Consider the following 13,554-nt stretch of genomic DNA (forward strand, 5'->3'; position numbering starts at 1 on the left):
GTGGCACAGCATGCGGTATTTTCGATTTTTATCAGAGGCGATGCAGCACGATCTTTTTTTCAAGCGGCCGGGGGCGATGCATTCACTGACACCGAGGCATGTACTTGCGCATGCATTAGGTGCTACTTTGTATATGCCTGCGACAAGACAAGATATAGCAGATATGCTGCTGTCGCAGAAATATGAAGCGCTTTGCTCTGTTGTATTTTGCTTGGAGGATGCCATCGGTGATCAAGAAGTGGACATGGCTGAACAGAATCTAGTGGCACAATTGGCCAGTCTCAAAGAGAAAGTCACGCATGCGCCTGAAACGGCTGAACATTTGCCTCTTATATTTATTCGCGTTCGTTCGCCGAAACAGCTGCTCAAAATGGCAGACTTGCTCGGTTCCTCTCTTCAATTACTTACCGGTTTTGTGTTCCCGAAGTACTCGGTTCATAATGCGAAGGATTATTTGGACAGTCTGAAACAGGCATCGTCCCAAACGCAGACAACACTTTATGGGATGCCCATTTTGGAAACACCCGATTTACTAGAAAAAGAAACAAGATATACGGTGTTGTCAGAGTTAAAGCAAATCTTGCTGAATGACGAAGAATATATTTTGAATATTCGCATTGGGGCAACGGATCTTTGCGGTTTGTACGGAATTCGCCGTGATCGTAACACGACCATTTATGAGATTAATTTGATTGCTGATTTGATCACAGATATCACCAATTATTTTGGCCGTTCCTTTGTGGTATCAGGTGCTGTGTGGGAGCATTTTGGCCCTGCACGAAAGGAACAAAAGCCATTCATCCGGGCACTTTCTCATAAGAGTGGTGAATCGTCTTCATCTGAATTTGATGACGTACAAGGTTTACTCAAGGAGACAAAACTCGATGTGGCTAACGGCATTCATGGAAAGACGGTCATTCATCCAACACATCTCAAGCCGGTTCAAAGCATGTATGTTGTAACGAAGGAAGAGTATATGGATGCATTAAGCATTCTTGAACATGCAGACGGCACAGTTGGCGTAATGAAGAGTACCTTCTCTAATAAAATGAATGAAACGAAGCCCCATTACAGATGGGCAGAGCACATTATAATGAAGTCAGATATTTACGGGGTGTTTCATGAAAATAGAAGCTATATCGACATACTCACAGAAGCAGAAGCCGCATACGCTGAGCATCTTGGAACATATGGAAGTTGAGCTTGTTCTCAAAGAAGGTGCGCTTCAGCTAGAAAAAGAGCATCTCTTTGACATGGCAGCAAGGGTGAACAAAAAAAGAGCCTTTTTATTCGTTAGTAAGGTGCTCGGTAAGCACATTCCTGTTCATCCAGTAAAACCGCTCCTTGTCTCGGGTCTTTTAGCCATGGCGTATGCCAAAGAGCAAACAGGCAAGACGTTTCCGCATCAAGAGCTTTTAGTAGAAGCACTCAAGACGGATGACCACACGGTATTAACTAAAGCCTACGAAGCGCTCAAAAAAGAGAAGCTTTCAATAGGAAAACAGCCGATCGTGATCGGCTTTGCAGAAACAGCCACAGCTCTTGGTCACGGTGTGTATGACGTATTAGAAGGAGCATCTTACATTCATACGACACGTGAACAGCTGCTGGATCTTGATCCTTCATTGGTATTTGAAGAAGAGCATTCGCATGCAACGGATCAGCTTTGTTATGCAGACGAAGCATTACTTCGCACAGACCGTCCCATCGTGCTAGTAGATGATGAAGTCACGACAGGCCGTACGAATATCAATATCATTCGGGACCTTCATGCAAAGCACCCACGGCATTCTTACACGATTCTTTCTATTTTAGACTGGCGGACAGAGGAGCACGAGAAAGCCATGTGTGAGCTTGAAAAGGAGCTTGGTATTCACATCACCTCATTGTCTTTATTAAAAGGGCAAATGGTCTTTCGAGGCAAAACGCTGGATGAACCAGCTTATTCGTATAAGATAGCTGAGCAAAAGGATCTGCCAAGTCTCTCTGTTCACTCCCTTCAATCCTTCTTTCAGCAAAAGCCGTATGCACGTTCTCATGCAACCAATTCGGCTGGTCATTCGCCATATATACATGAAACGGGTCGTTTTGGTTTAAACGCAGCAGATACGGCAGCCATCGACCAAGCAGCTGCAGAGGCTGGACTGAAACTGAAGAAGGAACGCAAAGGAAAGCAGACACTTTGTTTAGGAACAGGTGAACTGATGTATGTACCGATGAGAGTGGCTGCACATATGGGAGAAGGTGTTCTCTTTCATTCAACGACGAGAAGCCCAATTCATCCCGTTGAAAAGGATGGATACGCTGTTCAAAATGGGTTCACCTTTGTGAGTCCAGAGGATGCTCGAATTCAGCACTACGTGTACAACATACCAAAAGGTCAATACGATGATGTATTTCTCTTCTTTGAGAAAAAGGTCTCTCAGGAGGCATTGCTTCCGCTTGTTCATTTATTTGCCGAGCGGCATGTGAAGCATGTGCATATTGTGACTTTATCAGACGAGGTGAAGGTGAATGGCTAATGTGTATACAAAGATGGGAAGCTATCCAGAGCAGGATGTAACCTTCTTACTCAAAGATTTATCATCCATTGAGATGGAGAAAAGTACAGAGGAGCGGGAGCGTTCGATTCAGAGTGGTGCGCATTATTCAGAAATGCTGCCGATTGAATATAAACCAACCGAATCTTATATGGATTTATTCTATGAATCTCTGAAAGAAAGTAAGGAGAAGGTAGCAGAAGCGGTAGCTGTTGTAGCAGAACAGATTGTGAAAAAGCGAGGCTTCCAAACGGTGCTTTGCAGTTTGGCTAGAGCGGGAACGCCGATCGGGGTACTCATCAAACGATATATTCGAAAGACATATGGTCTTGAACTGCCTCATTACAGCATCTCGATTATTCGTGATCGAGGAATAGATGAGAATGCGCTACATTATATGCTCAAGGAACATCCGGGCTATGAGATTGCCTTTATTGATGGATGGACCGGAAAAGGTGCGATTTCGAGTGAGCTCCAAAAAGCGGTGATTGATTTTGAAAGAAAATACGGTATTCGTCTTTCTAGTGAACTAGCTGTACTCGCTGATCCTGGCTATTGTACACATGTCTACGGAACGAGAGAGGACTTTCTCATTCCAAGTGCTTGCCTGAATTCGACTGTATCTGGACTTGTTAGTCGTACGGTACTAAACAACCGCTGGATCAATGCCGATGATTTCCATGGGGCAAAATATTATGAAGAGCTACTTGAAGAGGATGTGTCCAATCTGTATGTGGATACAATCGAAGAAGCATTTTCTAGCCTCGAACCAAATGTAGAAGAGAAAGCAGAGACCATCCTCGCGCAAGGAATGCCTGCGGATTGGCGGGGAATGGCGTCCATTGAAGCGATCGGTGAGGAGTTTCAAATTGAAAATACCCATTTGATTAAGCCGGGTGTTGGTGAGACGACCCGTGTGCTGCTGAGAAGAATCCCTTGGAAAATCTTGATACAGCCTGGGTCTCAGGAGAAGCTAAAGCATATTTTGCTTCTGGCAGAGGACAGAGGCGTTCCTGTCATTGAATATGCCAATATGTCCTATACGTGCTGTGGACTCATTCGTCCGCTGGAGCAGACGTCATGAAGACAAGTGCGTTTGCCAGTGATTTAGACCGGACACTGATTTACTCACATCGAGTGCTGGATCAGTATGCGTATGAAGGAGATTATGCTTTAGTTGAAATGCTGGATGAACGTCCGCTTTCCTATATGTCGGTTGAAACGAAGAAGTCTTTGCAGACGATTCATCAATTGGGCTGGTTCATTCCAGTGACGACAAGAACGACCGCTCAGTATGAACGGATCACCTTCTTTCAGCAAGAGCTCAAACCGGAGTATGCTATCACGACAAATGGGGGCTGTATCCTTCATCGCGGCAAGCCGCTTGAGGATTGGCAGGTCATCGTTGATGAGAGGCTCAAAGCGTGTATGTCAGTCAGAGAGATGCTAAGAGCCATCTCCGAACTTCCGGTTGCGGCATGGGTGAAGCGTACCCGGACAGCCGAGGGAAGATTTCTTTATTTGATTATGAAAGATGAGTATCTGTCTCGCATTCCACTTGCTGAATTGAAGCAGTGGGGCGAGGAGAGAGGCTGGCAGGTGTCTCTACAAGGACGGAAGCTTTACTTTATTCCGGAACCGCTCAATAAGTGGGATGCTGTTGCTTTTCTAAAGGAACGGCTGGAGCTTGAATATGTATACGGTGCGGGTGATTCCCTCTTAGATGCAGGTCTCATTCGTCAGGCAGATATGGGCTTTGCCCCAAGGCATGGAGAAGTGCTCGACTTTGATTCATTACTTGAGCCGACAGCAGCATCTGGCATGGCAGCAGCAGATGAAATCACCGCTTGTGTCATGAAGCAGATGACGACCGCAAAAAAGCCTTCGATTCGATAGCAGAAGTAGAAGGGTGAATGATATGATAGTAGTAGCTTTCGAGAAAATATAGGAGAAAGGAAGGAGCGGCGTGAGTTATAAAGAAATCAATGTTAACCAAACACGGGCGGAGCAGGAAGCCTGGAAAAACGTGCTGAAAAAGCCGCTCCCTGAAAGAGACGGTTATGTCAAGGACGAGCATACATTGTCCTTGCCGCGTCTCGCCGCCCGGGTCCTTGGAACTCCGCATGATGCAACCGATTATTTTATTTATTTACATGAATTATATGAAACAGATGGCATTCATATTTTAAGTGAAACGCTCAATCGTCATATTGAGCCGGAGCATTTTCAAGCGCTTCAACGCATTCATTTGATTAACCAAGAAGAAAAAGGATTATCTGTGAATCGCTTTGTGGCTTTCTTAGATGGTGAACAGCTGATTGTACGCCATCCAAACCCTATAATGAACCGGCATATCCGCCTTTCATTGATCAAGGTGTTTGAGCATTTCAAACAGCTGCATGAAGGGGGATTTCAGCATTCCGATTTCCGCCGGGTTTTGCTGGATGTAGTAAAGTTCTCAAATAATCATCTAGGTCCATGGCTGAAGGAAGTCAATATAGAAGAAAAAATGCCGGCTGTCATTTGGTATGGAGAGGCGAATAAAAGTCAGCTTTATTTTCTTTACTATGTCATGCTGATTGGCTGTGATGTTGTGCTATTTCATCCAGAGGGCGAGGATTCGTTCCGCGAACTAGATCCAGAAGAAAAGCTGACTTTTATTGATCAGTATCCGGGGACTTCAAAGCTGGAACCGTTCCCTACTGAAAAGCCTGAGAGGAAGTCAACGGTGGCGTACCGCTCGACAAGAGAGCTTGAAGAGGTGCTCCACACGGAAGATTCAATGCTGTATAAGCCTTGGCAATTCAGAGATCATACTCCTCATTCTATTACGCTGAAGACAACGTATGATGAGTTGTTTTTAATTGCAAAGGAACGTTCCTTTATCCGCCCTAATTTTCAAGCAGACCGCGACACGATACAGATCCCGAATCTCTTTGCGAAAATGATGGGGGTCACTCGAGACAAGCGTGAATACTGGGATCGTATCCACACGTTAATGGAATGGAAAGAGACGAAGACCATTCGCCATTTTCCTTTTACGAAAGAAGTGTCTTCGAATTATCAATTTCATTATCAGCATGCCCTTTCTTCTGCTGGAGAGATTGATCCTGAATTATTAATGAAAAGCAACGTGTGGCAGTTTTCTCATCTATATGAGGGGACGCAGCGTGCGATAGCAGAGGCGATATCTCGAATCTGTCAGCATCCGAAGCTATTAAAAGAAGGCAATGAGACTGAATTAGATGTCCGTATTTATTTATTCAAACAGGTACTGCATATCGGCCAGGAGCTCATTGAACTCATTCAAACCTTTGATTATGCACAAACTGTACCGAAAGTGATTTTATATCATACGGAATATAATGGTGAGCTGACTCGTTCTGATGCGGCTGCCCTCATTTTCCTAAATGAAATGGGTGTGGATCTCTTCGTGTATCATCCGGCGGGATACCAGTGTATCGAGCGGTATATAGATGACCAATTATTTGATACCCATTGGCTTGATGAGATGGTTATGAACCAGGAGTTTAAAGAGCCGTCCATCGTAAGAAAATTATTTCAATCCATTAAAAACCGATAAGGAGATCAAAGCTTATGACAAATACAAACGGAAATGACATCATTTCAATTGATAAAGAGGAAATTTCCATTGAGAAGGCAGACGATATTCGCGTTCAGCTTCGAAATGAACCAGAAGTGCAAAATATTGCAAGACAGATCGATGCGAAAAATCAGCTGGATCTGCTTGAATACGGAAAACAGCCGGCCGTTGAAATCTCTAAGTTCTCTGATCGTATTCTTTCGATGATGCGTTCAACTAGTGTCACTGACTCAGGAACGATGCTGACGCAGCTTGGAAAAATTATGGATCGTTTTGATAAAAATGATTTTGACGAGCCAAAGGGTGGTTTACTGTCAAAAATCTTTAAACGCGGCGGCAGCATGATTGAAAAGATTTTCAGTAAATATCAAACGCTCGGTGCAGAGATTGAAAAAATTAATGTGGAAATCAGTAAATATAAAGACGAAATGACCAAATCGACTGTGACGCTTGAAGAAATGTATGAGCATAACATTCAATACTATATGGAGCTTGAAAAGTATGTCGTTGCAGGTCAAATGAAAATCGAGGAATTAAAGCAATTGGTTCCTTCTTATGAAGAAAAAGCAGCTAGTGGAAACCAGCTCGCACAAATGGAGCTTGATACACTTCGTAACGGCATTCAAGCGTTGGAAGAGCGTGTATATGACCTTGATATGGCACGGATGGTGGCTCTTCAAACAGCACCGCAAATTCGTTTGCTGCAGCGTGGGAATACGAAACTAATCGGTAAAATCAACTCAGCGTTCATTATCACGATTCCGATCTTTAAAAATGGCATCATTCAAGCTGTGACAGCGAAAAGACAAAAGCTTGTGGCTGATTCAATGAGTGAGCTGGATAGAAGAACAAATGAAATGCTGAAACGAAATGCTGAAAACATCTCAAGCCAAAGTGTGGAGATTGCCAAATTGTCTGGACGTCCAAGTATCGACATTGAAACGATCGAATCTTCCTTTAATACGATTGTACAAGGGATGAAAGAGACAAAACAGATCGAAGAAGAAAACAAACGATTACGCGAAGATGGAACAAAGCGTATGCTTGAATTGCAAGATAATATTAAGCGAGCTGCCCTAGAGTCCTAAAAAAATAAGCTGTCTGTAACTAAAGTTGCAGGCAGTTTTTTAATATTTTAATTAAAATTTGAATGAAAAAGGTTTCTATGTGACCATTTTCGGGTAAATCCTGTTCAGAGGAATGGTTCACCCATGTTTGAAAAAGTTCGCTATGGTGAGGATTTGAGTTATTTTTTAGCACAATTAGGAATTTCCAGTAAAATATTGTCTGATGAGAGGAAATACCCCGTAAATTATGTTGTTTATGAAGCATTCTATAGGATTTACGAGTAATACGGCGTATAAACTCTAATCACCAGACCTCTTATAGGGAATTCATACATATTGTGCAGAAATAAGCGAATTCTAAAGATTGTTCGCATCATAACGCTTATGTTACGGTTATAAAGATGCTAATTTGGAGGGAAAATATGAATTCTGAAGAGAGAAATATCAAAATCAAGATAAATAATGTATCTAAAATTTTCGGTAAAAATGCTAAAAAAGCAACTCAAATGCTTGAAAAAGGGAAAACAAAAAGAGAGATCCTAAAAGAGACCGGCGCAACAGTTGGTGTCAATCGAGCAAATTTTGATGTGTATGACGGCGAGATATTTGTCATCATGGGGCTATCAGGGAGCGGAAAGTCCACACTTGTGCGGCTGCTAAACAGGTTAATCGAACCAACCTCCGGCGAAATATATATTGATGGGGATATGATAACAAATATGTCAAAGGATCAATTGCGTGAAGTCAGACGGAAAAAGATCAGCATGGTCTTCCAAAACTTCGCATTGTTCCCGCACCGCACCATTCTTGAGAACACAGAGTATGGTCTTGAATTACAAGGTGTAGACAAAGAAGAGCGCCACTCAAAAGCGCTTGAATCTTTAAAGCTTGTTGGACTTGAAGGCTTTGAAGAGCAATATCCAAACCAATTAAGTGGTGGGATGCAGCAGCGTGTTGGATTGGCACGTGCATTAGCAAATGACCCTGACATCTTATTAATGGATGAAGCATTCAGCGCACTCGATCCATTAATTCGTAAAGACATGCAGGATGAATTGCTTGAGCTTCACACATCTGTAGGAAAAACGATCATTTTCATTACCCATGATTTAGATGAGGCGCTTCGGATTGGCGACCGCATTGTGCTCATGAAGGACGGGAATATCGTCCAAATCGGAACACCAGAAGAAATTTTGATGAACCCATCGAATGAATATGTTGAACGTTTCGTTGAAGATGTCGACCTTTCTAAAGTATTAACCGCTGGTCATATTATGAAACGTGCAGAAACAGTTCAGATCGACAAAGGGGCTCGTGTTGCACTTACGCTCATGAAAAACCTTGGAATTTCGTCAATCTATGCAGTCGATAAGAAAAAGCATTTATTAGGTGTTATTTCTGCACAAGCAGCGAAAAAGGCGGCAGAAATGGGAGCATCGCTTGAAACTGTTCTTGATAAAGAATTCACGACAGTATTGGAATCAACGTATTTGACAGAAATCTTTGATGCGGTGTCTGATGCGGCAAACATTCCAATTGCCGTTGTCGATGAGAAAAACAGAATGAAGGGTATTGTGGTCAGAGGTGCATTAATTGGTGCGTTATCAGGTAATGATGAGTATATCAACATGTCTTCTAACAAGCTTGAGGAAATTAAAACACAAGAGCCTTCTGCACAGGAGGTAGAATAAGATGTTTAGTATGAGTGATTTACCTAGAATTCCGTTCGCGGATTATATCGATCGATTTGTTGACTGGTTAACATTAACCTTTGGTGGTTTCTTTGATGGGATCACAAATGGATTAGCAGGTACAGTAAATGGAATTGTGGCAGTACTTGGTGTGATTCCATCCATTATTTTAACCCTTATTTTTGCAGGCATTGCTTGGTGGATCAGTACAAGAGGAATTGCTCTTTTTACACTTATTGGATTCTTGCTGATTGACTATTTAGGCTACTGGCATCCAATGCTTCAAACACTTGCGCTCGTTTTAACAGCTGTGGTCATTTCCATCGTAATCGGGGTTCCGATCGGTATTTGGGCATCACAGAAGGAAACTGTGCGTAAAATTGTGACACCTATCTTAGATTTAATGCAGACAATGCCTGCATTCGTTTATCTATTACCAGCCATCTTCTTCTTTAACATTGGCGTTGTGCCTGGAGTTGTGGCATCGGTTATTTTCTCTATGCCGCCAACGATTCGTATGACGATTCTCGGTATTAAACAAGTACCAGCTGATTTAATTGAAGCAACAGAAGCATTTGGTTCAACGACATTCCAGCGTTTGTTCAAAGTTCAGCTTCCACTTGCAACAAAAACCATCCTAGCTGGTATTAACCAAAGTATCATGCTTGCTCTATCAATGGTCGTCATTGCGGCAATGGTAGGTGCACCAGGACTTGGTTCAGAAGTATATAGTGCGGTAACGCAGCTGAAAACAGGAATTGGATTTGAAGCAGGTATTGCCATTGTCATTGTGGCAATTACACTTGACCGTATTACACAAAACATTAAAACGAAAAAAACCAGGGGGAATGCTTAATGTGGAAAAAGTCTCTCTACATTGGGATGACCGCCCTGCTTGTCTTTTTACTAGCCGCTTGTGGCGCAAAGTCGGACTCAAATGCGAGTGCAGCACAGCAGGTGAATAAAACCATTATCGGCATTGATCCCGGTTCAGGAATTATGGCGCTAACGGATCAAGCGAAAAAGGATTACGGCTTAGAGGATTGGACGGTTGTGTCTGCATCAAGTGCAGCCATGACTGCAACTCTCAAAAAATCTTACGACCGTAAAAAGCCAATCATCATCACTGGCTGGAATCCACACTGGATGTTTTCTCGCTATGATTTAAAATATTTAGATGATCCAAAGAAATCTTACGGTGAAGCGGAAGAGATTCATACGATTTCACGTAAAGGGTTTGCAAAGGATCAGCCGGATGCAGCCAAAATGCTTGGTCAGTTTAAATGGTCTCAAGATGACATGGGCGAAGTCATGATGGATATCCAAGATGGTATCAATCCAAAGGATGCCGCCGTTAAATATGTGAAGAAACATAAAGACCAAGTAGCGAAATGGACAAAAGGCGTGAAAAAGTCGAATGGTGACAAAGTCAATCTTGCCTACGTTGCGTGGGATAGTGAGATTGCAAGTACCAATGTTGCTGCAGAAGTACTGCGTGAGCTCGGATTTAAAGTAACCTTGACTCAGGTGGAAGCAGGTCCAATGTGGACAGCAATTGCAACTGGAAGTGCGGATGCCTCGTTATCTGCTTGGCTGCCAAATACGCATAAAACGTATGCAGCGAAGTTTAAAGGGAAATATGATGATCTAGGCACAAGTATGAAAGGTCTTCGCATGGGTCTAGTTGTTCCGACATATATGAAGAACGTCAACTCGATTGAGGATTTGAAAAAATAGCCAATTATGATGAGATTCCCTTATAATAGAAGGGAGCATATGAAAAAGCAGTCTGCTCAAAAAGCGGCTGCTTTTTTTCTTATATATAAGGAAGGTGGACGAGTTGTCGATGATGGTTAAGCCAATCATGATTTTCCTGCATGGTGGAGGAGTAAGTAGCTGGATGTGGCAGGAGCAGATAAAAACATTCAAGGAAGCGTATGAATGCTATACGCCTGACCTCATTGGTCACGGGACTAGAGCAGATGAACAGTCCTTTTCCATGCGAGAAAGTGCTCTTGAAGTCATCTCATGGATCAAGCAGCATGCGCACGGACATAAAGTAATACTCGTTGGCTTCTCTCTAGGTGCACAGGTTGCCGTTGAGGTGTTATCAAAAGAGCCTGACATCGTAGACATAGCCGTCATCAATAGCGCTCTTGTGATGCCGCTGCCATGGCTTTACTTGATGGTGAGACCTCTTTTACCTCTTACGTATCCATTATTAAAGAAAGATTGGTTTATCGAGCTCCAAGCTGAAAAAATGGGGCTTCCAAACGATGTACTCAATCACTATGTGGCGGATTCGAAGAATTTGCAGAAGAAAACCCTTCTGACGATGTTTCAAGAAAATCTCCATTACAAGCTCCCAGACACGTTTCAACAAGCGAAGGCACGAATTCTTGTCACAGTGGGGGAAAAGGAAAAAGGCATCATGAAACGGTCAGCAAAGAAAATAACGAATTCACATCCGCAGGCAGCAGGTGTCGTCGTTCCCGCTATTGGACATACATTTACGTTTGAAAAGAAAGAACTGTTTATGGATATGGTTCAATGCTTTATAGAGGAACGCACATTACCAGTGGAATTAAAGGAAATCAAGTAACTGAAAGTAAAGACAGGCATAAAAGAGGCAGCCAAATCTTAGAACCTATATGATAGAGGTATAAAACGCTTACAGATGAGCTACTGTCTGACTGAAAGCTCATGAGACGTAGAAGGAGGAGCTATGAGTAAAAACTATATCATATTCGGTGCAAGTCAAGGATTAGGGGATGCTTTTGTTAAAGGTCTTCCTTCAAGCGGAGATACAGTTTGGATTGTGTCTCGAAGTGAACCGAGCAGTTTGAAATTAGATGACGGTGTACATAGAATTTGGCTGAAAATTGATTTATCAAGCCAATCTCATATCCCATACATGATCGAAGCATTGGGGGACAAAACCATTGATGTCCTCATCTATAACGTCGGCTTATGGGAAAAACGAGGCTTTGAAGATGATTATTCATTTGATCACGATCAGCCAGAGGATATCGCTCATTTAATCAATGTGAATGTCACGTCTACGATTACTTACATCCAAGCACTGCTTCCGCACGTAAGAAAATCGGAGAATGGAAAAATCATCGTGATTGGTTCAACGGCGGGACTCGATCATACAAACCTACCGCAAGTTTCTTTTGTTGCATCTAAATTTGGCCTGCGCGGAATTGTGAATGCACTAAGAGAGCATGTGAGAAAAGATAAAATATCTGTCACCTGTATCAATCCAGGAGAGCTGGCAGCGGAGGTACCATATGAAGATGGTGCCGAAAAAGCCATCGCTCTATATGATGAAACGAGAATTCCTGTACAGGATATAGTAGAACTTGCGAGATGTGTGATTCATTTATCAAGGGTATCCTGTGTAAAAGAAATCAACGTCCCAGCAATGACAGATTTGAATGCGTAATACAATCAGACCACCCGTTTAAAGAAAAAACGGGTGGTTTTTTGATTTTATGATGAATGCTGCTGAAGCGTTTGATAAACAGCTTCAGTCAAAATCTCAATGCCGGTAAAAATAGCAGAGCGGTCGAATGTCATATACGGATGATGTAGACCGGGCTTTAAGTCACAGCCTAAACCAAGCATCGTCGATTTGATATGCGGAACCTTTGCTGCATAAAAGTGAAAATCCTCTCCACCTGTCGTTACGAGCGGAGGATCGAGCTGCTCTTTGCCTAAAACCTTTTCAATGGCTTGAGACATCATCTGAACGGCTTCTTCATTTAAGGTGGCGGCAGGCAGACGATGATCTGTTGAAAGTGTAATGGAAGCACCAAAGGCATCCGCTACAGCATGTACGGCTCTTTCAATTTCTTTTTCTAGTTCATCCATCACTTCATTTGTTTGTGCTCTGACATCTAATGTAAAAGAAGCTTTGCCAGGGATGATGTTTGAACTGCCTCCGCCAGCATGTAGGTTGGTCATTTTCACAGAATGTGCAACTCTTGGGTCGACATGAATATGCGCGAGTCTTTGCACGAGGGTAGAAGCCACTTCAATGACGTTGACCCCTAGGTGCGGGCGTGCACCGTGGGCTTCCTCACCAATAATTGTGCCGATGTAATGATTACTCGATCCATGCAAGATCGCAGGTGCACAGCGTCCGTTTAATGTTTCTTGAATTGGGCGCACATGCACTCCGTATAAGTAATCAACGTCTGCTAGCACACCTTTTTCAATCATTTTCAGCGCACCGCCGCCTTTTTCCTCAGCAGGCTGAAAAATGAACCGGATGGTGCCGTTTGGGAGCTCCTTTTCTTTTAATGCCATGAAGGTGCCGAGAGCCATTGTCATGTGTGCATCATGACCACATGAATGATTGGCTTGAAACTCGCCATCTACTTCCTGCCAAAGTGCATCAATATCGGCTCTTACAGCGACCACTGGTGAACCTTCTCCCATTTCACCGATCACTCCTGTACAGTCGTCAAATGTTCGAGTTTGACAGCCCATTTTCTTTAATAAGTCCTCAAGATAAGCCGTCGTATTCGTTTCTTCCCAGCTGATTTCAGGGTGGGCGTGCAGGTGATCAAAGATGTCTTTCACCGTTTGCTGCATGTCGTTTGTCAAAGTTGTCATGAATAGCCTCCTTGCTGACAGAAAATCTG

General features: G+C 43.0%; 12 protein-coding genes. 11 read left to right on the forward strand and 1 reads right to left on the reverse strand.

Annotation, left to right across the window (positions count from 1 at the left end; all coding sequences use genetic code 11):
* Positions 1–10: 10 nt before the first annotated feature.
* The 11 genes from MKY83_RS01625 to MKY83_RS01675 all read left to right on the forward strand — a co-directional run bounded on the left by MKY83_RS01625 (position 11) and on the right by MKY83_RS01675 (position 12,350).
* Complete coding sequence (locus tag MKY83_RS01625; RefSeq protein ID WP_342488001.1) at positions 11–1,201, forward strand: HpcH/HpaI aldolase/citrate lyase family protein; 1,191 nt, start codon at positions 11–13, stop codon at positions 1,199–1,201.
* The gene (locus tag MKY83_RS01630; protein ID WP_113768657.1) at positions 1,191–2,522 is read left to right on the forward strand and encodes a phosphoribosyltransferase family protein; all 1,332 of its coding nucleotides are present in this window, start codon (positions 1,191–1,193) and stop codon (positions 2,520–2,522) included. The genes MKY83_RS01625 and MKY83_RS01630 overlap by 11 nt, the downstream gene beginning before the upstream one ends.
* A complete protein-coding gene (locus MKY83_RS01635) occupies positions 2,515–3,624 on the forward strand; it encodes a cysteine protease StiP family protein (protein WP_185108264.1) in 1,110 nt (369 codons plus the stop codon). The genes MKY83_RS01630 and MKY83_RS01635 overlap by 8 nt, the downstream gene beginning before the upstream one ends.
* A complete protein-coding gene (locus MKY83_RS01640) occupies positions 3,621–4,436 on the forward strand; it encodes an HAD family hydrolase (protein WP_065098740.1) in 816 nt (271 codons plus the stop codon). Before MKY83_RS01635 ends, MKY83_RS01640 begins: the two co-directional genes overlap by 4 nt.
* A 70-nt stretch (positions 4,437–4,506) precedes the next feature.
* Entirely contained in the window at positions 4,507–6,123 is a 1,617-nt protein-coding gene (locus tag MKY83_RS01645) for a YceG family protein (RefSeq protein WP_185108266.1), read from the forward strand.
* Positions 6,124–6,137: 14 nt separating this feature from the next.
* On the forward strand, positions 6,138–7,232 hold the full coding sequence (locus MKY83_RS01650; RefSeq protein WP_044139248.1) for a toxic anion resistance protein: 1,095 nt from the start codon (positions 6,138–6,140) through the stop codon (positions 7,230–7,232).
* A 401-nt stretch (positions 7,233–7,633) separates the two neighbouring features.
* Positions 7,634–8,902, forward strand: a complete 1,269-nt coding sequence (gene opuAA, locus MKY83_RS01655; RefSeq protein ID WP_044139249.1) for a glycine/proline betaine ABC transporter ATP-binding protein OpuAA — start codon at positions 7,634–7,636, stop codon at positions 8,900–8,902.
* 10 nt (positions 8,903–8,912) lie between these two features.
* On the forward strand, positions 8,913–9,758 hold the full coding sequence (gene opuAB, locus MKY83_RS01660; RefSeq protein WP_044139281.1) for a glycine/proline betaine ABC transporter permease subunit OpuAB: 846 nt from the start codon (positions 8,913–8,915) through the stop codon (positions 9,756–9,758).
* On the forward strand, positions 9,758–10,639 hold the full coding sequence (locus MKY83_RS01665) for a glycine betaine ABC transporter substrate-binding protein (protein ID WP_185108268.1): 882 nt from the start codon (positions 9,758–9,760) through the stop codon (positions 10,637–10,639). The genes opuAB and MKY83_RS01665 overlap by 1 nt, the downstream gene beginning before the upstream one ends.
* A 109-nt stretch (positions 10,640–10,748) precedes the next feature.
* On the forward strand, positions 10,749–11,504 hold the full coding sequence (locus tag MKY83_RS01670) for an alpha/beta hydrolase (protein ID WP_221450747.1): 756 nt from the start codon (positions 10,749–10,751) through the stop codon (positions 11,502–11,504).
* A gap of 123 nt (positions 11,505–11,627) precedes the next feature.
* Complete coding sequence (locus tag MKY83_RS01675; RefSeq protein ID WP_050943293.1) at positions 11,628–12,350, forward strand: SDR family oxidoreductase; 723 nt, start codon at positions 11,628–11,630, stop codon at positions 12,348–12,350.
* Between the two features lie 47 nt (positions 12,351–12,397).
* Here the strand turns inward: MKY83_RS01675 and MKY83_RS01680 are convergent, their stop codons facing one another.
* Positions 12,398–13,525 (reverse strand): M20 peptidase aminoacylase family protein, encoded by a 1,128-nt coding sequence (locus tag MKY83_RS01680; RefSeq protein WP_065098744.1) that lies wholly within the window; start codon positions 13,523–13,525, stop codon positions 12,398–12,400.
* Between the last annotated feature and the right edge of the window lie 29 nt (positions 13,526–13,554).

Source organism: Bacillus sp. FSL M8-0266 (genome assembly GCF_038613425.1).
In the GTDB taxonomy this organism is placed as follows: Bacteria; Bacillota; Bacilli; order Bacillales; family Bacillaceae; genus Bacillus; species Bacillus pumilus.